This is a genomic window from Rhodococcus sp. BP-332 (genome assembly GCF_019836065.1).
GTDB lineage: Bacteria > Actinomycetota > Actinomycetes > Mycobacteriales > Mycobacteriaceae > Rhodococcoides.
The window spans coordinates 613,598-635,058 of record NZ_JABUEC010000003.1 but is presented as its reverse complement, the minus strand read 5'-3'; the positions used below and the strand labels follow the sequence as shown (position 1 = coordinate 635,058).

At 69.0% G+C, this 21,461-nt stretch carries 16 protein-coding genes; 7 read left to right on the top strand and 9 right to left on the bottom strand.

Features of this window, described 5'->3' with window-relative positions:
- Positions 1 to 54 precede the first annotated feature (54 nt).
- Genes HQ314_RS14165 through HQ314_RS14155 form a run of 3 tightly spaced genes read left to right on the top strand, consistent with a single transcriptional unit; the run spans position 55 to position 4,968 of the window.
- Positions 55 to 1,452, top strand: coding sequence for an 8-oxoguanine deaminase (locus HQ314_RS14165; protein ID WP_308119407.1), 1,398 nt, complete (start codon positions 55 to 57; stop codon positions 1,450 to 1,452).
- Between the two features lie 4 nt (positions 1,453 to 1,456).
- Entirely contained in the window at positions 1,457 to 2,269 is an 813-nt protein-coding gene (locus HQ314_RS14160; RefSeq protein WP_222650384.1) for a xanthine dehydrogenase family protein subunit M, read from the top strand.
- A complete protein-coding gene (locus tag HQ314_RS14155; RefSeq protein ID WP_222650383.1) occupies positions 2,266 to 4,968 on the top strand; it encodes a molybdopterin-dependent oxidoreductase in 2,703 nt (900 codons plus the stop codon). The genes HQ314_RS14160 and HQ314_RS14155 overlap by 4 nt, the downstream gene beginning before the upstream one ends.
- On the opposite strand, the gene HQ314_RS14150 is transcribed toward HQ314_RS14155, so the two are convergent.
- The 3 genes from HQ314_RS14150 to HQ314_RS14140 form a co-directional block, all read right to left on the bottom strand.
- A complete protein-coding gene (locus HQ314_RS14150) occupies positions 4,956 to 5,420 on the bottom strand; it encodes an Lrp/AsnC family transcriptional regulator (protein ID WP_027503691.1) in 465 nt (154 codons plus the stop codon). The genes HQ314_RS14155 and HQ314_RS14150 overlap by 13 nt on opposite strands.
- 34 nt (positions 5,421 to 5,454) lie before the next feature.
- A complete protein-coding gene (locus HQ314_RS14145; protein ID WP_056447710.1) occupies positions 5,455 to 6,165 on the bottom strand; it encodes a CPBP family intramembrane glutamic endopeptidase in 711 nt (236 codons plus the stop codon).
- A 69-nt stretch (positions 6,166 to 6,234) separates the two neighbouring features.
- On the bottom strand, positions 6,235 to 7,389 hold the full coding sequence (locus HQ314_RS14140; protein WP_056447708.1) for an NAD(P)H-binding protein: 1,155 nt from the start codon (positions 7,387 to 7,389) through the stop codon (positions 6,235 to 6,237).
- Positions 7,390 to 7,460: 71 nt separating this feature from the next.
- On the opposite strand from HQ314_RS14140, the gene HQ314_RS14135 reads away from it, so the two are divergent.
- The 3 genes from HQ314_RS14135 to HQ314_RS14125 all read left to right on the top strand — a co-directional run bounded on the left by HQ314_RS14135 (position 7,461) and on the right by HQ314_RS14125 (position 13,542).
- On the top strand, positions 7,461 to 8,063 hold the full coding sequence (locus HQ314_RS14135; RefSeq protein ID WP_082544656.1) for a hypothetical protein: 603 nt from the start codon (positions 7,461 to 7,463) through the stop codon (positions 8,061 to 8,063).
- A gap of 136 nt (positions 8,064 to 8,199) precedes the next feature.
- Positions 8,200 to 12,759 carry an ATP-dependent helicase gene (locus HQ314_RS14130; RefSeq protein ID WP_222650381.1) on the top strand — a complete coding sequence of 1,520 codons (4,560 nt, stop codon included), beginning with the start codon at positions 8,200 to 8,202 and terminating at the stop codon, positions 12,757 to 12,759.
- Positions 12,760 to 12,762: 3 nt separating this feature from the next.
- Complete coding sequence (locus tag HQ314_RS14125) at positions 12,763 to 13,542, top strand: DNA-formamidopyrimidine glycosylase family protein (protein WP_222650380.1); 780 nt, start codon at positions 12,763 to 12,765, stop codon at positions 13,540 to 13,542.
- Between the two features lie 13 nt (positions 13,543 to 13,555).
- Here HQ314_RS14125 and HQ314_RS14120 read toward each other — a convergent pair whose 3' ends face one another.
- Genes HQ314_RS14120 through HQ314_RS14110 form a run of 3 tightly spaced genes read right to left on the bottom strand, consistent with a single transcriptional unit; the run spans position 13,556 to position 17,133 of the window.
- On the bottom strand, positions 13,556 to 14,209 hold the full coding sequence (locus HQ314_RS14120) for a PadR family transcriptional regulator (protein WP_222650379.1): 654 nt from the start codon (positions 14,207 to 14,209) through the stop codon (positions 13,556 to 13,558).
- A 36-nt stretch (positions 14,210 to 14,245) separates the two neighbouring features.
- Complete coding sequence (locus HQ314_RS14115; RefSeq protein ID WP_222650378.1) at positions 14,246 to 15,553, bottom strand: serine hydrolase; 1,308 nt, start codon at positions 15,551 to 15,553, stop codon at positions 14,246 to 14,248.
- The gene (locus tag HQ314_RS14110; protein WP_222650376.1) at positions 15,550 to 17,133 is read right to left on the bottom strand and encodes a serine hydrolase; all 1,584 of its coding nucleotides are present in this window, start codon (positions 17,131 to 17,133) and stop codon (positions 15,550 to 15,552) included. The genes HQ314_RS14115 and HQ314_RS14110 overlap by 4 nt, the downstream gene beginning before the upstream one ends.
- Before the next feature lie 205 nt (positions 17,134 to 17,338).
- Here HQ314_RS14110 and HQ314_RS14105 point away from each other — a divergent pair, with 205 nt between their 5' ends.
- On the top strand, positions 17,339 to 17,554 hold the full coding sequence (locus HQ314_RS14105; protein WP_222650375.1) for a DUF2945 domain-containing protein: 216 nt from the start codon (positions 17,339 to 17,341) through the stop codon (positions 17,552 to 17,554).
- Positions 17,555 to 17,559: 5 nt separating this feature from the next.
- Here the strand turns inward: HQ314_RS14105 and HQ314_RS14100 are convergent, their stop codons facing one another.
- From HQ314_RS14100 to HQ314_RS14090, 3 genes are all read right to left on the bottom strand, one after another.
- Positions 17,560 to 18,528 (bottom strand): diguanylate cyclase, encoded by a 969-nt coding sequence (locus HQ314_RS14100; RefSeq protein WP_222650374.1) that lies wholly within the window; start codon positions 18,526 to 18,528, stop codon positions 17,560 to 17,562.
- Between the two features lie 46 nt (positions 18,529 to 18,574).
- Positions 18,575 to 19,762, bottom strand: coding sequence for a PLP-dependent aminotransferase family protein (locus HQ314_RS14095; RefSeq protein ID WP_222650373.1), 1,188 nt, complete (start codon positions 19,760 to 19,762; stop codon positions 18,575 to 18,577).
- Between the two features lie 176 nt (positions 19,763 to 19,938).
- Entirely contained in the window at positions 19,939 to 21,342 is a 1,404-nt protein-coding gene (locus tag HQ314_RS14090) for an NAD(P)H-quinone dehydrogenase (RefSeq protein ID WP_027503701.1), read from the bottom strand.
- Positions 21,343 to 21,461: the final 119 nt, after the last annotated feature.

Here is a 21,461-nt window from a genome sequence, read left to right as displayed (position 1 = left end):
GCCACGTTTCGTCGGCGCGCGCCCTGCGCGGGTGGCCGACACGGTGTTGACTCGGTGACACAGCGAGGACAGGAGTACGACGTGCCGGACCGCATTCTCATCACGGGCGCCCACGTGATCACCGTGGATCCCGCCCGCTCCGAGTGGGCGGCGGGCTGGGTCCTGATCGAGGACGGGCTCATCGCGGCGCTCGGCGACGGGACACCGCCGCCGCGTCCCGACGGTCCGGAGGTCGCCGTCATCGACGGCCGCGGTTGCGTCCTGACTCCCGGCCTCGTGAACACGCACCACCATCTCTATCAGTGGATCACCCGCGGTCTGGCTGCGGACTCGACGCTCTTCGAGTGGTTGACGACGCTGTATCCCGTGTGGGCCGGCATCGACGCCGACTCGGTCCGCGTCGCAGCGACGGGTGGGCTCGCTCGGTTGGCCGCGACCGGATGCACCACCACCACCGACCACCTCTACGTCTTCCCCCACGACGGCGGCGACGTGTTGGGCGCAGAGATCGACGCCGCGAGGACGGTCGGTCTGCGGTTCCACCCGACGCGGGGATCGATGGACCTGGGACACAGTCAGGGTGGTCTGCCGCCGGACAGCGTCGTGGAGTCGCTCGATGCGATCCTGGCCGCGAGCAGCGCCGCGGTCGACCGCTGGCACGACCCGTCCTTCGGATCGATGCTGCGCATCGCTCTCGCACCGTGCTCGCCGTTCTCCGTCACCGGCGACCTCCTCCGCGAATCGGCGATGCTGGCGCGCGAGCTGGGCGTCCGGTTGCACACACACCTCGCCGAGACCCTGGACGAGGAGGAGTTCTGCCGCAGCAACTTCGGCATGACGCCCGTGCAGTACATGGAATCGGTCGGCTGGGTCGGCGACGACGTCTGGTACGCGCACGCCGTGCATCTCGACGACGCCGCGATCGCGACCATGGCGGCCACCGGAACCGGGGCGGCCCACTGCCCCACGTCCAACGCGCGGCTGGGCGCCGGTATCGCCCGAGCGCGCGATCTGATCGACGCGCGGGTTCCCCTGGGGCTCGGCGTCGACGGTGCCGCCAGCAACGAGTCCTGCAGCATGCTCGAGGAGGCGCACCACGCAGCACTGTTCGCACGGGCGCGCGGCGGACCCCGGGCCATGACCGTGCGCGAGAGCCTCGACCTCGCGACACTCGGCGGTGCCCGAGTCCTCGGGCGCGAGAATGAGATCGGCTCGCTGGAGGTGGGGAAGCTCGCCGATCTGGCGCTGTGGCGCATCGACGGCGCCGCCCACGCCGGCATCACCGACCCCGTCGCCGCGTTGGTACTGGGCGACCGGCCGCCCCTCGAACGGCTCCTCGTGCACGGGCGGGTGGTGGTCGAGAACGGGGTGGTGGTCACCGTCGACGAGGAGACGGTGGCCCGGGACGTGGCGGCGGCGCACACGGCGCTGCTCACGAAGGCCGGGCGGTGATTCCGTGGACCTGAACACCGTGCGCGAGGTCGTCCGGGCTCGTACGCGGGGCGATCTCTCGGTCATCGACGACGGCACCGCCGTGGTGGCAGGTGGGACGTGGGTCTTCTCGGAACCACAGGTGGGGGTGCACCGACTGGTCGATCTGACGGACCTCGGCTGGGAACCCGTCGTCGTCGGTGAGGGGCTGGAGATCGCCGCGACGTGCACCGTGGACACGCTGCGTCGGATGTCGTGGCCGCCGCGGTGGCCGGACCTCGAGTCGCTGGTGGCCCTCTGCTCCGACGCGTTGCTCGCGTCGTTCAAGGTGCAGCAGTTCGCCACGGTCGGTGGGAACATCGCCCTCGGACTTCCCGCGGGATCCATGACCTCGCTCTGTTCGGCGCTCGACGGCGTCGCGGTGATCTGGACCCCCGACGGTCACGAACGGCGCGTGCCCGTCGCGGCGCTGGTCACCGGACCCCAGCGCACGTCGCTCGCACCGGGCGAGGTGATACGCAGCATCGAGATCGACGACGCCGTTCTGCGCTCCCGATTCGCCTGCCGCAGAATGTCCTTGGCACCTCGCGGGCGCTCCGGCGCCGTCGTGATCGGTCGCCGGGACGCCGACGGATCGTGCGTCCTCACCGTCACCGCATCGACGTGCCGCCCACACCAGCTGCGACTCGAGGCAGTGCCGCACGCCGAGGACGTGGCCGCGCTGCTGGACGCCGCGATACCCGCCGACCAGTGGTACGACGACGTGCACGGGGCGCCGGACTGGCGACGCCACGTGAGCGGCGTTCTGGCACAGCAGATCTGCGAGGAGCTGGCATGAGAGTGGGAGTCAACGGGGAGACCGTGGAGATGTCGCCGCGACCGGGCCAGTGCCTGCGCACGGCCCTGCGCGACATCGGACGGTTCGAGGTGAAGAAGGGGTGCGACGCGGGCGACTGCGGCGCGTGCTCGGTGCTGCTGGACGGTGCCGCCGTCCAGTCGTGCATCGTTCCGGCCTACCGCGCCGAAGGTCGGGAGGTCACCACGGTGGCCGGGCTGGGCACGCCGGACGACCTGCATCCGATGCAGCAGCGATTCGTCGACGCCGCCGGATTCCAGTGCGGTTTCTGCACGGCCGGCATGATCGTCACCGCCGCCGCCCTCACCGACGAGCAGACCGAGGATCTGGACACCTCACTCAAGGGAAACCTGTGTCGCTGCACCGGGTATCGGGCGATCACCGACGCGGTCACGGGTGTGCGCACCATCGAGAAGTCCACCGAGGGACCGGCGTGCGGACGCTCCGTCGCCGCACCGGCCAGCGCTCGCGTCGTCACGGGAACGGAGCCCTACACGCTCGACGTCGCGATGCCGGGTCTACTGCATCTGTCGGTGCTGGGGAGCCCCCACGCCCGTGCGCGCATCGTCTCGATCGACACGTCGGCCGCGCTGGCCGTCGAGGGTGTGGTCGCGGTGCTCACCCACGAGGACGCGCCGCCCGTCGCCTTCTCCACCGCACGCCACGAGTCACGGGACGACGATCCCGACGACACTCTCGTTCTGGATCGCGAGCTCCGCTACGTCGGGCAGCGGGTGGCGGCGGTGATCGCCGAGTCGGTGGCCGCCGCGGAGGAGGGCAGACGGCGCCTCGTCGTCGAGTACGAGGTGCTGCCCGCCGTGCTGCATCCCGCGGACGCGCTCGCACCGGGAGCCCCGATCGTCCACGCCGGCAAGGGTCCCGAGGCCAGGATCGCGGACGTCGAGCGCAACGTCGTGGCCGAGGTGAGCGGTACGACCGGCGACGTCGAGGCGGGCCTGGCGGCCGCGGACGCCGTGGTGACCGGAACGTGGCGCACCGCCCGCGTGCAGCACACTCACCTCGAGACGCACGGTGCGATCGCCTGGTTCGCCGAGGACGGGCGCCTGACCGTCCGCACGAGCTCGCAGGTCCCGTTCCTCGTACGGGACGAGCTGTGTCACATCTTCGACCTCGATCCCGACACCGTTCGGGTGTTCACGACGCGGGTCGGTGGCGGGTTCGGCGCCAAACAGGAGATGCTCACCGAGGATCTCGTGACGCTCGCCGCTCTGACGGTGCGTCGACCGGTACAGCTCGAGTTCTCCCGTGCCGACCAGTTCACCGTCGCGCCCTGTCGGCATCCCATGGAGGTGTCGGTCACCGCAGCCGCCACGTCCGACGGCACGCTCACCGCGCTGACCCTCGACGTGCTGAGCGATGCCGGCGCCTACGGCAACCACAGTCCCGGTGTGCTGCACCATTCCACCGACTCGATCGCCCTCTACCGCTGCGCGGCCAAGCGCGTCGAGGCGAGAGCGGTGTACACGAACACGATTCCGTCCGGCGCGTTCCGCGGATACGGCGTCGGGCAGACCGGTTTCGCCGTCGAGTCGGCGCTCGACGAGTTGGCGCACCGACTGCACATCGATCCGATCGAGTTCCGGCGTCGCAACGTCGTCGTGCCGGGTGATCCGTTCGTCGCCGCGCACGTCCTCGACGGCGACCTCCTGTTCGGCAGTTACGGACTCGACCAGTGCCTCGATCTCGTGGACGAGGCACTCACCGAGCCCGGATCGCCGGCGCCCGACGGATGGCAGGTGGGCGTCGGCGTGGCCATCGGCATGAATGCCACCGTGCCGCCGCGCGGCCACGTCTCCGACGCGTCGATCACCGCTCTGCCCGGAGCGCGCTACCTGGTTCGCGTCGGCACCGCCGAGTTCGGTAACGGCACCACGACGGTGCACGGTCAGATCGCGGCGTCGATCCTGAACACGACCGTCGACCGCATCGAGATCACACAGTCGGACACCGACGTCACCTCCCACGACACGGGCGCCTTCGGGTCGGCGGGCACGGTGGTCGCCGGCAAGGCTGTCGCACTCGCCGCGGAGTCGTTGCGCGAGAGCATCATCGGTGCCGCATCGAGCCTGACCGGATCGCTGCCGGCGCAGGGCGTGCTCGGTCCGGAGGGCGTCACGGTGGACGGCGCACTGTGCTCCCTCGACGAGATCGTCGCGGCCCACGACGGACCGTTGGCGGCGGACGGGTACCATGGCGGATCGCCTCGCTCGGTGGTGTTCAACGTCCACGGGTTTCGGGTCGCGGTCGACCCCGGGAGCGGCCGCGTCGCGATCCTGGACTCCGTGCAGGCCGTCGACGCCGGCACGGTGATGAATCCGGTGCAGTGCCGTGGGCAGGTGGAAGGTGGTGTGGCGCAAGCGCTGGGCGCGGCACTGTACGAGGAGATAAGGCTCGACGAGACGGGGCACGTGACCACAGCGTCGCTACGGAATTACCACATCCCGCAACTCGCCGACGTTCCGACGACCCGAGTGTTGTTCGCGGACACCTATGACGCGCTCGGGCCGCTGGGTGCCAAGTCGATGAGCGAGTCTCCGTACAACCCCGTCGCACCGGCGTTGGCCAATGCCGTCACGGACGCCGTCGGCGTACGGCCGCACGCACTGCCGATGTCGGCGGACCGCGTCTGGAGAATGCTGCAGCGCGATCAGGAGTCGTAGAAGGTCTGCAGAATGATGGTGCTGCGGGTCTGCACGTTGGCAGTGGTCCGGATCTGCTGCAGGAGTCGCTCGAGATCCCGCGGTGACGCGACGCGGACCAGCAGCACATAGCTGTCCTCCCCCGCCACGGAATGGCACGCCTGCACCTCGGGCAGCGGCCGCAGACGCGCGGGCGCGTCGTCGGGCGCCGTCGGATCCAAGGGGGTGATGGCCACGAACGCCGACAGTGGCTGGCCGATGGCCTCCCGATCGACGCGCGCGGTGTATCCGAGGATGACCCCGGACGACTCGAGCCTGCGCACTCGTGACTGCACGGCCGAGACCGAGAGGCCCGCCCGCTCCGCGAGGTGAGCGAGAGTCGCGCGGCCGTCGGTGATCAGTTCCTCCACCAGCACGCGATCGGTGGCGTCCAGATCGTCCGAGCGGACGGACTTGCCTCGTGCACCGGTCATGGGCGCTACCCTGCCACGTCCCGATCGGGCAGCGTCAGGCGAACAGTGGTGGCATGGCGAAGACCATGACCGTCGACCACGCGACGTGCGTCAGGATCGGCGCGAGAATGCCGCCGGACGCCCGGCGTTCGAGTCCCAGCACGAAACCGAGGGTGATGGCGGCGAAGCCGAGCATCGGGTTGCCCGTGGCCAGAGTGGCAATGGTGTAGACGATCGTCGAGATGACGACCGGCCGCTTCACGCCGATGGCCGAGAACAGAGCGCCGCGGAAGAAGATCTCCTCGGCGACCCCGTTGAACAACGTGATGAAGACGATGAGCGCGAGCGGTCCGACGCGCGCGTGATCGAGGACGTTGGCCGTGAAGTCCCGCAGCGGCGGGATCTCCCGCACGACGAGTGCGCCGAGGATGAACACGCCACCTGCGGCCAGACCGATCGCGATCGGCGTGATGATCGGCCGCCGCAGGGTCCCGCGGAAGTTGATGCGACCGAGGTGCAGTGGCCCGGACAGGAACCCGCCGACGATCCACACCAATGCCAGCGCGATGGTCAGCGTGTAGAACATGGGGTCGCCGGGCTCGGTCGACAGCGACACTCCCAGCAGCGTCGCGCCCACGACGAGCACGACCGCCACGATGATGCGCCGCCGTAGGAAGGCGCGATCGGTCTCGTGATGGTCGCGGTCGACCTTGTCCACCAGCGCGTTGCGCACGATGGATTCGGCCCTCATCTGCCAGGACACCATGAAGTACTCCTCCGGCTCGTCGAACCTGTCGGTCGTGTCGGAACTTGCGGTCTGTGAACGAGAGACCGACTAGAACTTCAGAAGAGACCGTACCCGGGACGAGACCGCGGCAACCACGTCCAGATTGGTCCGGACGACCGGAGCGACGGGCCACGAGTAGAGCACCGCGCCGATGCCGAGTGCCTCGGCGAGCTTCCACCCGTCCTCGCTCAGCAGTTCGGCGCCGCGGCGGCGAATGCTGCGGACGTCGCCGCCGGTCCACTCCGCGTCCGAGGACACCAGGCGCAGCGAGTCGGGCGTCGTGGCCAGGCCGCGGGTGGCGCTCGCGCCGAGCAGGCTTCGGCGCATGGCGTCGTCGACGTCGGTGAGACCGCCCTCGGGCTCGGGGACGAACTCCGAGATGCGGTTCTCTGAGGCGGTCATCGAGTTCACGAGAGACTGCACCAGGTCGTCGGCGAGCAGTCCCGGAACCGGGATCAGTCGGCCGATCACGAGAGCCGCGAGCTTGGTCGGGATGCCCGGGGTGGGCACACCCAGACGATGCAGCTCGGCGGCGCGGACGTAGGCGAAGACGAGGTCCTTGTACGGAAGGATCTCGGGGCCCGCGATGTCGTACGCGTCGGCGGGCACGTCGGGTGACGCGCACGCGAGGAGATAGTGCACGACGTCGTCGACGGCGATCGGCTGCACCGGCTTGCTCAACCAGCTCGGGAGCGGCAGCACAGGCAGCCGGTCCGCGAGGTACCGGATCATCTCGAAGGACGTCGATCCGGCGCCGATGACGATGGCGGCGCGCAGCCACACCACCTCGATGCCGTCGATGGTGAGCGCCTCGCCCACCTCGGCGCGGCTCGCGAGGTGCTCGGACAGCTTCTCGCCCTCGGGGACGAAGCCACCGAGGTAGACGATGCGGCGGACACCCGCGGCGCGTGCCGCCTCGGCGAAGTGCCGGGCGGACGCGAGGTCGGTGGCCCGGTAGCCGGATTCCCCGATGGCGTGCACCAGGTAGTACGCGACGTCGATGTCCTCCGCGGACAGCGCCTCGGCGCACGAGTCGGCGTCGGTCACATCGAGTCGCACCGCCCGCACGTCGTCGTGCCAGTCGAAGGCGGTCAGCCTCTCCGGCGTGCGCGAGCCCACGACGACGCTCTCGTCGGCCGACACGAGCGCGTCGACGAGGCGAGAACCGATGTAGCCGCTGGCCCCGGTCACGAAAGCAGTCATGTTCTCGACATTACGGGTGCGGTGCGCTCGCATACCGCCGCGTGAGGGGCGTCACCGTGCAGACTGTGCTCATGGCCGACGTGGATCGACACCGAGCACCCGACAACGATCTGTCGGTGCGTACCGTCCGGCTGCCCGTACCGTCACTCGGCAACATGCTCGGACTCGCCCGCGGGACCGTTCTCTGGTCGCTCGACACCGTCGCGTTCGTCGCTCAGCTGCCCCGGCGGATCGACGACCTGTTCGTTCGTGTCGACGAGGTCATCGCCGCGATCGAGCGCATCACCGACCAGGCCCAGACGGTCATCGGCAAGGTCTCGGCCACCACCGAGGACGCGCAGGGCGTCATCGTCGGAGCGGAGTCCGCCTCGTCCAAGGCGCTGGCGATGATCTCCGAGCTCGAACCCATCACCGCGCGCGCGATCCCGCTGGGCCGCACCTTCGTCGACAACTTCTCCGAAGCCGAGGTGGAGGCGGCGGTGAAGCTCGTGGACCAGCTGCCGGAGCTGGTGCAGCGGATGGAGGGCATCATGCCGATCCTCGCGACGCTCGACACGGTCTCCCCCGAGATCCACGAACTGCTCGAGGTGACCAAGGACGTGCGCAAGGCCGTCATCGGAATCCCGGGGTTCAAGTTCTTCCGCAATCGCGGCGAGGAACGTCTGCACGACTGATCGTCGCGCCGCCACACCTCGCGAGTACGTCCAGAGTGCTGTGATCCCGGCCTTCTCAGCGACATTCTCGACGTACTCGCAGGGGTGGGGACGCTCATCCGGCGACCGTGTCGGTGGGTCCGTGCACTATGGAGAGGTGAAGAACCCCACCGCTCCGTCGCCCGAGGACGTGCTCGCGCGGTTCACGGCTCCGACGCGGGCGTGGTTCGACGGTGCCTTCCCCGCTCCCACCGCCGCTCAGCTCGGCGCGTGGGACTCCATCTCCAGCGGCGCGCACACCCTCGTCGTCGCCCCGACCGGCTCCGGCAAGACCCTGTCCGCGTTCCTGTGGGCGCTGGACAAGCTGGTCAGCCGTGATCCCGAGGACACGGCACCGGGCACCCGCGTGTTGTACGTCTCGCCGCTGAAGGCGCTCGCGGTGGACGTCGAGCGCAACCTGCGCGCTCCCCTGGTCGGCATCACGCAGACGGCCAAGCTGCAGGGCGTCGCGCCGCCGGAGATCTCGGTGGGCGTGCGCTCCGGCGACACCAGCCCCGCCGATCGTCGTCTGATGCTCAAGACGCCGCCGGACATCCTCATCACGACACCCGAGTCGTTGTTCCTGATGCTGACGTCCGCGGCACGCGAATCCCTCGAACGCGTCGACACCGTCATCGTCGACGAGGTGCATGCCGTCGCCGGCACCAAACGCGGCGCGCACCTGGCGCTGTCGCTGGAGCGGCTCGACGCGAGGTTGGACAAGCCCGCTCAGCGCATCGGGCTCTCCGCCACCGTCCGTCCGCACGAGGAGGTGGGACGCTTCCTCACCGGGTCGGCACCCATCAGCATCGTGTGCCCGCCGTCGCCGAAGACGTTCGACCTCTCGGTGCGCGTTCCGGTGGAGGACATGACGGAACTCGGCACCACCGAGCCGCAGGAGGGGTCGGCCTCCGCCGCTCCGCAGCAGGGGTCCATCTGGCCGCATGTCGAGGCGCAGATCGTCGACCTCGTCCTGGAGCACCGGTCGTCCATCGTCTTCGCCAATTCTCGACGGCTCTCGGAGCGACTCACCGCGCGCCTCAACGAGATCTACGCCGAACGCCTCGGTGACGGCGCCCCCGTCGATCACGCGCCGCCGTCCCAGATCGGTGCCTCCGGGGACGTCGTCCACGGCGCCGAACCACTGCTGGCACGGGCACACCACGGCAGCGTGAGCAAGGATCAGCGCGCGCTCATCGAGGACGACCTGAAGTCCGGCCGACTGAAATGCGTAGTCGCCACCAGCAGCCTCGAACTCGGGATCGACATGGGCGCAGTCGATCTGGTGGTGCAGGTCGAGGCGCCGCCGTCCGTGGCCAGCGGTCTGCAGCGCGTCGGTCGCGCCGGCCACCAGGTCGGCGAGATCTCCCGCGGCGTACTGTTCCCGAAGCACCGCACCGACCTGATCCACTGTGCTGTCACCGTGCAGCGGATGACAGACGGGCACATCGAGGCGCTGAAGGTGCCGGCCAATCCCCTGGACATCCTCGCCCAGCACACGGTCGCCGCGTGCGCGCTCGAACCCATCGACGCCGACGAGTGGTTCGACATGGTCAGGCGCACCGGCAATTTCGGGTCGCTCCCCCGGTCCGCCTACGAGTCCACGCTGGACCTGCTGTCGGGAAAGTACCCGTCCGACGAGTTCGCCGAGCTGCGGCCACGTTTGGTCTGGGACCGCGACGGCGGGTCGCTCACCGGTCGCCCCGGCGCCCAGCGCCTGGCGGTCACCTCCGGCGGCGCCATTCCCGACCGCGGACTGTTCGGCGTGTTCATGGTCGGCGAGAAGGCCAGCCGTGTCGGCGAACTCGACGAGGAGATGGTCTACGAATCCCGCGTCGGCGACGTCTTCGCCCTCGGCGCCACCAGTTGGCGCATCGAGGAGATCACCCACGACCGGGTCCTCGTCAGCCCGGCCTACGGTCAGCCCGGCCGACTGCCGTTCTGGCACGGTGACGGCCTCGGCCGTCCGGCCGAACTGGGCGAGGCACTGGGCGCATTCCTGCGCGAGTCGTCGGACGACGACGCCCTACGCGGCCGACTGCAGGAGAGCGGACTCGACGTCAACGCGGTGAACAACCTGTCCGCGCTGCTCACCGAGCAGCGCACCGCGACGGGCCACATGCCCACCGATCGCACGTTGGTCGTCGAACGGTTCCGCGACGAGCTGGGCGACTGGCGTCTGGTGCTGCACTCCCCGTACGGCCAGCAGGTGCACGCACCGTGGGCCCTGGCCATCGGCGCGCGCCTCATCGAGCGGTACGGCATCGACTCGCAGCCCACGGCGTCCGACGACGGCATCATCGTGCGGCTCCCGGACACCGACGACGAGCCGCCGGGACCCGAACTTTTCGTCTTCGAGAAGGACGAGATCACCGACATCGTCACCGAGCAGGTCGGTGGCTCCGCTCTGTTCGCGTCGCGGTTCCGTGAATGTGCGGCGCGCGCACTGCTTCTGCCCCGCCGCAATCCGGGCAAGCGAGCGCCGCTCTGGCAGCAGCGTCAACGCGCCGCGCAGCTTCTCGACGTGGCCAAGAAGTACCCCACGTTCCCCATCCTGCTCGAGACGGTGCGCGAGTGCCTGCAGGACGTGTACGACCTGCCCGCACTCGAGGACCTGTGTGTGCGGATCGCGCGTCGCCAGATCCGCATCGTCGACGTCGAGACCGACTCCCCGTCACCGTTCGCCACCTCGTTGCTCTTCAGCTACGTCGGCCAGTTCATGTACGAGGGCGACTCTCCGCTGGCCGAACGTCGCGCTGCTGCACTGTCTCTCGACGCCTCGCTGCTGGCGGAGCTGCTCGGACGTGTCGAACTGCGCGACCTGCTCGACGGCGACGTCGTCACCGACACCGAGCTCGAACTGCAGCGCCTTGTCGACGACCGCAAGGCACGTGACGCGGAGGGCGTGGCCGATCTGCTGCGCCTGCTCGGCCCGCTCACGACGGCGGAGATCGAGGCACGCATCGAGTCGCCCGGCTCCGCAGCGCAGTGGGCGGGCGAGCTCACCGCGGCGCGCCGCGCCCTCGAGGTCTCGTTCGCCGGGTCGCAGTGGTGGGTCGCCATCGAGGACGCCAGCAGACTGCGTGATGCGCTGGGTGTCCCGTTGCCCATCGGCACCCCGGCGGCGTTCATCGAGCCGGTCGAGGATCCGCTCGGGGACCTCGTGAGCCGCTACGCGCGCACCCACGGTCCGTTCTCCGTCGCGGACGTCGCTGGCCGCTTCGGCATCGGGTCGGCGGTCGCCCGTGACGTGCTGCTGCGCCTCGTCGCCCAGAAGCGGGTGGTGGAAGGTGAATTCCGGCCCGGCGGTTCCGGCAGCGAGTGGTGTGATGCCGAGGTGCTGCGCAGGCTCCGCCGGCGTTCGCTCGCCGCCGCACGCCAGGACGTCGAACCCGTGTCCACCGGCGTCCTCGGCCGCTTCCTTCCGCGCTGGCAGCACGTCGGTGGCACCCTGCGCGGACTCGACGGTGTGGCCACGGTCATCGACCAGCTCGCCGGCGTCCCCGCGCCCGCCTCGGCCTGGGAATCGCTGATCCTGCCCCAGCGTGTCCGGGACTACTCCCCCGCGATGCTCGACGAGTTGACCGCTACCGGCGAAGTCGTGTGGTCCGGCCACGGCGCGATCTCCTCGAAGGACGGGTGGATCTGCCTCCATCCCGCCGACGCCGCCCCGGTGACGCTGCCGCCCGCCAAGGACGACGAACTGACGGACCTGCAGCAGACCGTGCTGCAAGTGCTCTCGGGCGGCGGCGCGTACTTCTTCCGACAGCTGTCCGACACCGTCGGGCAGCTGCACCAGACCGAGTCCGGCGCCCCGGCCGACGACACGACTCTGGTTGCGGCACTGTGGGATCTGGTGTGGACCGGGCACCTCACCAACGACACGTTCGCCCCGCTGCGAGCGCTGCTGCACGGCACCGCCCGTTCGGCGCCGAGCCACCGCCCCGCGCGGCGCTCGCCGCGGGCGCGGTCCTACCAGCGGTTCGCGCGGCCCTCATTACCGACGCGCACGGGACCACCCTCCGCGGGTGGCCGGTGGGCCCTACTTCCGGAGGCCGAGTCGGACCCCACCATCCGGGCACATGCAACCTCGGACATCCTGCTCGAGCGCTACGGCGTCGTCACCCGAGGGTCCGTCATGAACGAGGGCGTCCCCGGCGGCTTCGGCGGTGTCTACAAGGTGCTCACCGGCTTCGAGGACAGCGGCCGGGCGCGACGCGGCTATTTCGTCGACTCGCTCGGCGGCGCCCAGTTCTCCACCTCGGACGTCGTCGACCGACTGCGCAGCGAGTCGGAACGTCCTGTCGGAGCCGTCGCACTTGCCGCGACCGATCCCGCCAACCCGTACGGCGCCGCACTGCCCTGGCCCAAGAGTCCTGTAGACGCCGCCTCGGGCCACCGCCCCGGACGCAAGGCCGGTGCCCTCGTCGTCATGGTGGACGGCGAACTCGTGCTGTACGTCGAGCGGGGCGGCAAGACGGTGCTCACCTTCACCGAGGAGCGCGACGTGCTTGTCACCGCGGCGTCGGCGCTCGCCGCGCTGGTCACCACCCGCTCGGTGGACAAGCTGGTGATCGAACGCACCGACGGGAGCGACATCCACGGCTCCGTCTTCGCGACGATCCTCACCGAGGCGGGCTTCTCGGCGACGCCGCGTGGCCTGCGGATCAGGGCCTGATCCATGCCCGAAGGCGACACCGTCTGGCGCACGGCCAACAGTCTGCGCGACGCACTCGACGGCAAGGTCCTCACCACGTGTGATGTGCGCGTGCCGCGCTACGCCACGGTCGACTTCACCGGCGAGACAGTGGAATCGGTTCTGTCGGCGGGAAAGCATCTCGTCATCGAAGTCGGCGGCAAAGTCATTCACTCCCATCTGAAGATGGAAGGTGCGTGGCACGTCTACCAGCCGGACACACCGTGGCGACGGCCCGCGTACCAAGCGCGCATCGTGCTCGGGACGAGTGACAGGGTCGCAGTCGGCTTCGAACTCGGTGTCGTCGAGATACTGGATACCGTCGAGGAGGCGGTCGGGTATCTCGGGCCGGATCTGCTGGGGCCCCTGTGGGATCCGGCCGTCGCTCTCGGAAACCTCGAAGCGGAGCCCGACAGGCCGATCGGTCTCGCTTTGCTCGACCAGCGCGTCATCGCCGGTCTCGGGAACGTCTACCGCAACGAGATCCTGTTCCTCCGCGGAGTGGACCCGCACACGCCGGTCTCCGCGGCGGGGAACCTGACGAAGATGATCGATCTGTCACACCGGACGATCACGGCCAACAAGAACCGCAACGCGCGCACCTTCACCGGTGATCTCCGTGCGGGCCGGCACTTCTGGGTCTACGGCCGGGAGAACAAGCCGTGCCGCCGATGCGGAACGCGCATCCGCGAGGGGCTGCTCGGCGACAACCCGCTCGAAGAGCGGCAGATCTACTGGTGCCCGAGGTGCCAACCCGCTCCGTGAACCGACTGTCCGGTCACGGCTCGTGGGACACCTCCGGTGCACCCAGCCGCGCCGAGGCGTCGAGCATCGTCTCGGTCCGATCCCGGTGCGAGGTGGCCGGAGTCGTGGTGTCCGGCCAGTCCTCGATCTCGGCCAACGCCCAGTCGCTCCACTCGACGATGTGCGAGAAATGTCCGACCATGAAGCGATTGGCGAGTGCCATCAGGTGCTGACGCTCCGGAAACGTCGCGACGGTGGTGTCTCGCAGCGTGACGGCGTGCCGCCCGAAAAGTCGGCGGGTGGCGTCGGCCTGCTCCCGCATCGTCCGCAGGTTGCCGCGCAGGTCCTCGATGGAACCCTGCTCGGCGAACAGCACCCGCATCATGCCCTCGAACTCGAGGGCCGACGGGCGAGACTTCTGCGCCAACCATGCCGTCAGGGCTGCGCGCCCCTTGTCGGTGATCGAGTAGACGGTGCGGGGACGAGCGCCCACGGCATCTGCTCTCGCTGACACGAGCCCGCGCTCGAGCAACTTCTTCGGCGCGTTGTAGTGCTGCCGTCCCGCCCGAGGCCACAGTTCGCCCACACCACGACTGAACAGTTCCGAGATGTCGTACGCGGTGAGGTCCCGCGACACCAACATGCCGAGCACGACGTAGGACGTCGTGGTGAGGTCGCCCTGAGCCACCGGTTCCACCTCTGGATTTCTCCCCCGGTAGCGAGCCTACTTGCCGGTGTCCTCCGCCACCTCGTCGATGTCGTCGGCTGTGTCCTCGGGGCCGGAAGACGGCCCGGACTGCTGCGGGTACAGGGCTTTCGCCAGCGACCCGGCCAGCGCCGCCGCCGGCGCACTCCCGTCCGTCCCGGGCGCCATGTTCGCCCAGACCACCATGGTCATGTCGTTGACCGGGTCGTACCCCATGAAGGAGTTGTACCCGGGCATCTCGCCGATGTGGCCGAACATCGGTCCCATCTGCGCGAGCCCGTAGCCGTACCCGGCAGAGGACGGGTTGTCGGGGTCGGTCGGCTGCACACTGTCCATCCGCAACGTCTGGGTGTCCGCGTCGAGCAGGTCGCCCTTGACCAGCGCCCGGACCCACGTGGCCAGATCGTTCGCCGTCGAGATGCCCTGACCGGCCGAGCTCGTCCACGACGGGTTGTCGTTCGTCGTGTCCCTCGGCTGGACCGAGCCGGCGTCGATCGCAGCGATCCGGTCCGGTGACAGCGCTTCCTTGCCCTCCCCGAGCGTCTCGACGTTGCCGCTGTAGCTGTAGCCGCGGGTGAACGGCGCCGGAATGCTCGTGTCGGTGGTGGCGGGATACGACGTCCCCGCCAGCGCCAGCGGACCGAAGAGCCTGTCCTGGAAGATCTGAGCGATGGGCTTGCCGTCGAGCTTCTCGGCGATCAGTCCGAGCAGCACCGTGTTGGTGTTGGAGTAGCTGTAGCCCTCTCCCGGTGGGAAGTTCGGCGGGTTGCTCAGCCCCAGTGCGACAAGCTCCTCGGCGGTCCACACCCGGCCGGGATCGGTGTCGAGTGCCTCGTTGAGCTCCACGGTCTGGGTGTAGCTGTAGAGCCCACTGCGCATGTCGAGCAACTGCCCGATCGTGATGGCATCACCGTTCGGCACATCGGGTCGGAACTTGCTCACCGGATCGTCGACCGACAGCAAACCCTCCTGCACCATCTGCAGGATGACCGTGCCCGTCCATGTCTTCGTGTTCGAGCCGATCCGCACCTTCGTGTCGAGAGTCGGGACCTCCGACCGATCGGCCGCTACCGAACCCCAGGTCTTGACGTACTCACCGTCCGGCGTGGTGATCAGGACGACCATGCCGATCTCCCGCGACGTCGCGGCGACGTCCTCGACCATCGCGTCGAGAGCCGCGGGGTCCAGTGGCAGGAGAGCCGATTCGGTCGCTGACGACGTGGCCGGTGCCGGCGTCTCGCCGCTGCCCGACGAGCAGGCTGCGACGAAGAGCAGGGCAGAGGCCGTCACGACAGCGACGGAACGAGAGACAGTGCGAACAGTCATGAGCGTGTGAACCTTCCGAGTCCCTGCTTGTCGAGGTATTCGACCGTGAACGAGCCGGGAGCACCGTTCACGATCTCGAACGTGACCCCTGTCGGACCGACCGCGTTCTCGCCGGACGTCTCGAAGAAGTAGGTGTCACCGTCGTAGTGGGTCAGTGGGTACGTCAGCTGACCGTCCTTGCCGACGGTGAGCGTGAGCCGATCACCGTCCGCCGAGACCCGCGCCGGACCGTGGAACGGGCTGTCGAACGTTCCGACGTACTCGGTCGCGGGACGAGCAGGGGTCACCGAGGCCGGCGGTGTCGCGTAGTCGATCGGCGACGCCTCCTCCTCTGCGATCCCGTCGAAGATCCCGGCGATCAACGGTGCCCAGTCGACGGTCTGCCGACCGTTCCTCACCTGGTCCATGAACTGCGCGGCAACAGTTTCCGAGCCCCCGACCGGTGCCGAGTTGGACAGGACGACGATGCCCAGCTGTTCACTCGGCAACATGAACACGGTGGTGCTCGCCCCGAGGGCGAACGCTCCGGAATGCGACAGCTCGACGCGCCCCTTGTCGTCAGTGCCCACGTTGAATCCCAACCCGTAGAACGAGTCTCGCGCGCCCTCCGTCCCGGACGCGCCCGACAGGGAGTGCGAGGTGTGCGTGTACTGCAGTGCGTCCGCGTCGACGATGCGACGCCCCTCGAACTCACCCCCGCCGAGTTCCATGCGGATCCACTTCGTCATGTCGTCGACGGACGAACTCGCTCCGCCGGCAGGTGACTGGTTGTCGGGCTCGCGGACGTACTTCGCTTCCCATTCGGTGGTCGAACCCTCGGCGAGCACGTGGTTCACCGCATGGTTGGGCGAGTTCGCCCAGTCCTCGAATCGTGACGAGGTGTTGGCCATGCCGAGGGGCTCGTAGATGCGACGACGAGACAGCTCGGGCCAGTCGGTGCCCTGCGCCTTGGCCGCGGCGTTGCCGGCGGCGGTGAACCCGAAGTTCGTGTACGCGTAGCTGTCCCGGAACGACGCCAGCGGGAGCTGGTCGAGGCGGCCCATGATGTCGTCGTAGTCGTAGCCGAAGTCCTCGAGCACGTCACCGGCGTGATCGGGCAGACCCGATCGGTGCGAGAGCAGATCGACGAACGTCGCGTGCTCGCTCACATACGGATCCGCCACCGCGAATTCGGGCTCGTACCTCCCCACGGGATCGGCCCAGTCGACCGCTCCGTCTCCGACCGAGGCAGCGATGACGCTGGACGCGACCGGCTTCGACACCGACGCCAGCTGAAACCGGGTGTGGGTGTCGACGGGCTCGTCGGTACCGACCTTCCGGACACCGAATCCGCGCGAGTACAACACCTCGTCCTGGTACACGACGGCAGCCGCGACTCCCGGCGTCCCGGTTCGCGCCATCATCGCCTCGACGTAACCGTCGAGATCGCCGACGGCCGCGTCGACGTCCGCGCGGTCGATCTGGGCGGCAGGGACGGCCGGCGGGCTGTCCGCGAGTGGCTCCGGCGACGCCTCCTCCGAGCTGCATCCCGCTGCCACCAAGGCCAGCGTCAGTACCGTCGCAGCAATTCTCGCGGCCATCTCGTCTTCCCCGTTCGACGTGCCGAGTCCCCGTCCCACGAACATGGGCCGAAGACCGATCGGTTCGAGACCCTACGCCGACTGTGTACTTTGCACCATGCAAGTTGCACCATCGACTACCGGACGGTCGTGTGTGCCGACAGCACTTCCCGGGTATGAGCCCCACACCGGACAAGAGGAATCGGCAGACGGAAGGAACCGACACATGTCGAAGGACGAGTTCAGCAAGGGCGACAAGGTCGAGTGGAAGACGCACGGCACCAAGACCGAAGGCGAGGTGGTCGAGAAGATCACCTCCGAGACCGAAGCCGGTGGGCGGAAGGTCAAGGCGTCGAAGGACGACCCGCAGTACCGAGTGGAGAGTGACAAGTCCGGCAAGGACGCGGTGCACAAGCCCTCCGCGCTCGATCCCAAGGACTGACCCACTCACGCCTGCTCGTCGACGCCGGCTCTCCTCCGTTTCACCTGGTAGAGGTCGGTGTCGGCGCGTGCGAGAACGTCCGACGCCGGCTCGCCGGGGAACGCGGACGACGCGCACCCGACGCTGACGTGGGGGAAGGCAGCGGCGGTCGCGTCGACGAAGGCACGGCTCACGGTCGGAGACGCTCCGTGCACGAGTGCCGCGAACTCGTCGCCGCCCAGTCTCGCGATCACCGTCCCCGGTGGTGCCAGATCGGACCAGGAGCGAGCAAGTGAGATCAACAATCGGTCGCCCGCGGGATGACCGGACGTGTCGTTGATGGCTTTGAAGCCGTCGACGTCCAGCGCGACGACGGTGATCGACGACGTCGTCACCTCGCTGACGGCCATCTCCCACCCCGCCCGGTTCCGCACACCGGTGAGCGGATCCGTGTGGGACGCGTCGATGAGCGCCCTGGTCACCGATCCGAACGCCTCGGCCGCTCCGACGATCGCGACCACGAAGACCAGGTAGCTGATGGGATACAGCGTCGCGGGGGATGCCGCCGCGGCACCACACACGGCCACCACCAGCACGACCACGAGAACGAGTGCCACCGTCCGTCCATGGAAGGCCCGGATGTACATGGCCAGGAACATCACCGCGATGAGGCACATGAACTGCGACGCGGCGAGGACGTGAAAGGCCATGACGGCGGGCGTCGCGATCATGGCGGCGCCCACCGCGATGCCGAGAGCGGTGCGTCCGCGCGGTCGGACCGCCAGGACGAGCAGCGCTGCCACGCCGAGGACGACAGCCACCACGCCGCCCGCCACCGGTGACGTCACCCGGTCGCCGTGCGGCAGCAGCGAGACGGTCACCCCCACCGCATAGAGGCAGGTGGTCACCAGCAGATACTGGCGCAGCAGGCGGGTGCGGAGTTGGGCGGTTCCGTGCCGAACCTCAGGCGGCTGGACGCCGTCGGCGGACCGCATGCCGACACGATGCCAGGTTCGGCGGGAGTCGGAGAATCGGAGGCGACTACCGCGCGCTGTGCGCAGTGGCGAGACGTCTCACGGCCTCCCGCAGCTCGTCGTCGGTCGACGTCGCGAAGCAGACGCGCAACGCGGTACCGAGTTCGTCGCCACCGGCCGGATCGAAGGCGCGACCGGGAACGTACGCGACGCCGCGGTCCAGCGCTGCCGGCAGCAGCGCCGACGTGTCCGTGCCGTCGGTGAACTGCACCCACAGAAACATCCCGCCACGGGCCGCATCGACCTCGATCGCCGAACCGAGTTCGCTCCGCAGTGCTCCGACCAACACCTCCGCCCGTGCCGAGTAGACCGCACGTACGTCGTCCAGGTGCCGTCGCAGCCACGTCTCGTCCGCGAGCAGGTCCGCCGCGACCAGCTGCGTCAACGACGACCCGCACAGATCGGCGCTCTGCTTGATCCGCTCCACGGCGTCGCACACCGGTCGGGGCGCGGTGAGCCACCCGACGCGCAGGGACGGTGCCAGGATCTTGGACGCCGAGCCCAGACGGATCACCCGATCGGACGCGATGGGGCCCGGCGGGGGTGCGTCGAACCACACGTCGCCGTAGGGATCGTCGTCGACGACCCAGAAGCCGTACCGTTCCGCGAGGTCGACGAGGGCGCGGCGACGCCCGACCGACAGCACTCCCCCGCGAGGATTGTGGAAGTTGCTGACGGTGTGCACGGCGCGAGGGCGCACTCCTGACTCGAGCAGTCGCTCGAGGGCATCGGTGTCGGTGCCGTCCGCATCGACCGGGACCGACTCGATACGGGCACCGACGGCCTGGAACGCTTGCAGCGCACCGGGATACACCGGTCGATCGACCACGACGACGTCGCCGGGATCGACCAGCACGGACGCGAGCAGGCTGAGCGCCTGCTGGGAGCCGTGCGTCACCACCACCGAGGTGGACGGCACCTCGTCCCGGACGAGCGCCGACTCCCGCGCCGCGATGACGTCTCGGAGCCGCCGCACCCCCGTGGTCTCCGCGTACTGCAGGGCCGCGGTGTCGCCGCTCAGTATTCGATGCGTGACCTCGCGAATGACGCTGTGCGGCATGACGTCCGACGAGGGCAGACCGCCCGCGAGGGACAGGATGTCAGGCCGCGCGGTCAGCGTGAGCAGGTCACGAATCGCCGATCCGGTGATCGCCGAGGCGCGGACGGACAGGGGTGGCAGAACAGAGGACGACATGGATTCTCCGAGCATCGTGGGACACGAGGCGTCGCGGCGCGCTCACCGGGGTGGGCTCGGAGTCGGTCGTGACGAGAACGGTGCCGCGGGTGGGGCACCGTTCTCGTAGCGTAGCGCGGTGACTCACACAGTGGAACCACTGTCTCACAGTGTGGGAACACGGTCGAGCGGGGGTGTCAGTCCAGATCGTCGTGGCGCATGAGCTGGCGCGCCGCCTCGGTGATCGACCCGGTGAGAGAGGGGTAGACCGAGAAGGTGGCGGCGAGATCGTTCACCGTCAGGTTGTTCTGCACAGCGATGGCGATGGGGAGAATCAGCTCGGACGCGGTGGGAGCGACGACCACTCCGCCGATGACCACACCCGTCGCGGGACGGCAGAAGATCTTGACGAAGCCGCGACGCAGGCCGGACATCTTGGCGCGGGGGTTCGTGTTCAGCGGCAGCATGACCGTGCGCGCGGGGACGTCCCCGTTGTCGATGGCGGACTGGCCGACACCCACCGTGGCGATCTCGGGTCGCGTGAACACGGCGGAGGCGACCGTCTTGAGCTTGATGGGGCTGACGCCCTCGCCCAGCGCGTGGTACATCGCGATGCGGCCCTGCATGGCGGCGACGGAGGCCAGTGGCAGCAGGCCCGTGCAGTCGCCCGCCGCGTAGATGCCGGGCACGCGGGTACGCGAGACCCGGTCCACGCGAAGGTAACCGCCGCGGTCGAGCTCGATGCCGACGCTCTCGAGGCCGAGGTTCTGCGTGTTCGGGACGGAGCCGACCGTCATCAGCGCATGCGAACCCTCGACGGTCTTGCCGTCGGACATCGTCACGACGATGCCGTCGGCGGTGCGGGTCACCGAGTCCGCGCGTGCGTTCTTGATCAACGTGACACCACGCTCGGACAGGACGTCCTCGAGCACGAGTGCCGCGTCGGCGTCCTCACCGGGAAGGACGCGGTCGCGACTGGACACGACGGTGACCTTGACGCCCATCTCGGTGTACGCGGAGACGAACTCGGCACCTGTCACGCCGGACCCGACCACGATGAGGTGGGTGGGCAGGGAGTCGAGGTCGTAGAGCTGACGCCAGGTCAGGATGCGCTCACCGTCGGGCTCGGCGCCGGGCAGGATGCGCGGGCTCGCACCGGTCGCGATGAGCACGACCTCGGCGTCGATCTCCTGCGTCGACCCGTCCGCCAGGGTGGCCTCCACCTGGTGGGCGGCCAGGCCGGGCTGCGTGTCCACCACCTTCGCCGTTCCCGACAGCACGGTCACGCCGACCGTCTGCAGACGGGCACGGATATCGGAGGATTGAGCCTGCGCAAGGGATTTCACGCGGTTGTGGATCTGCGGCAGGTCGATGGTGGCCGAGGTCGGGTCGAGCTCGATACCGAGGTCGGACGCGCGACGCATGTCGGTGCGGATGCCGGTCGAGGCGATGAAGGTCTTGGACGGAACACAGTCCCAGAGGACGCAGGCGCCGCCCACTCCGTCGGAGTCGATGAGCGTCACCGTCCCGCCGTGCTGGGAGGCGACCAGAGCGGCCTCGTATCCGGCCGGTCCGCCTCCGATGATCACGATGCGGGTCATTCGTCCTCCGTTGCGGGTTTTCGGGAGAGTCCTGGCGAGTGAGGGTTGCTCACAGCATCAAACCTATTCCACGGGGTGCCGCGGCTGCACGTCAGGCCGAGCCCATATCGGTGGGCACC

Excerpts from the sequence above, each read along its gene's own strand:
- HQ314_RS14150 (WP_027503691.1), bottom strand. The coding sequence starts at position 5,420 with ATGACCGGTGCACGAGGCAAGTCCGTCCGCTCGGACGATCTGGACGCC.
- HQ314_RS14095 (WP_222650373.1), bottom strand. The coding sequence starts at position 19,762 with ATGTCGTCCTCTGTTCTGCCACCCCTGTCCGTCCGCGCCTCGGCGATC.
- HQ314_RS14110 (WP_222650376.1), bottom strand. The coding sequence starts at position 17,133 with ATGGCCGCGAGAATTGCTGCGACGGTACTGACGCTGGCCTTGGTGGCA.
- HQ314_RS14100 (WP_222650374.1), bottom strand. The coding sequence starts at position 18,528 with ATGCGGTCCGCCGACGGCGTCCAGCCGCCTGAGGTTCGGCACGGAACC.
- HQ314_RS14140 (WP_056447708.1), bottom strand. The coding sequence starts at position 7,389 with ATGACTGCTTTCGTGACCGGGGCCAGCGGCTACATCGGTTCTCGCCTC.
- HQ314_RS14105 (WP_222650375.1), top strand. The coding sequence starts at position 17,339 with ATGTCGAAGGACGAGTTCAGCAAGGGCGACAAGGTCGAGTGGAAGACG.
- HQ314_RS14135 (WP_082544656.1), top strand. The coding sequence starts at position 7,461 with ATGGCCGACGTGGATCGACACCGAGCACCCGACAACGATCTGTCGGTG.
- HQ314_RS14090 (WP_027503701.1), bottom strand. The coding sequence starts at position 21,342 with ATGACCCGCATCGTGATCATCGGAGGCGGACCGGCCGGATACGAGGCC.
- HQ314_RS14155 (WP_222650383.1), top strand. The coding sequence starts at position 2,266 with ATGAGAGTGGGAGTCAACGGGGAGACCGTGGAGATGTCGCCGCGACCG.
- HQ314_RS14115 (WP_222650378.1), bottom strand. The coding sequence starts at position 15,553 with ATGACTGTTCGCACTGTCTCTCGTTCCGTCGCTGTCGTGACGGCCTCT.
- HQ314_RS14145 (WP_056447710.1), bottom strand. The coding sequence starts at position 6,165 with ATGGTGTCCTGGCAGATGAGGGCCGAATCCATCGTGCGCAACGCGCTG.
- HQ314_RS14125 (WP_222650380.1), top strand. The coding sequence starts at position 12,763 with ATGCCCGAAGGCGACACCGTCTGGCGCACGGCCAACAGTCTGCGCGAC.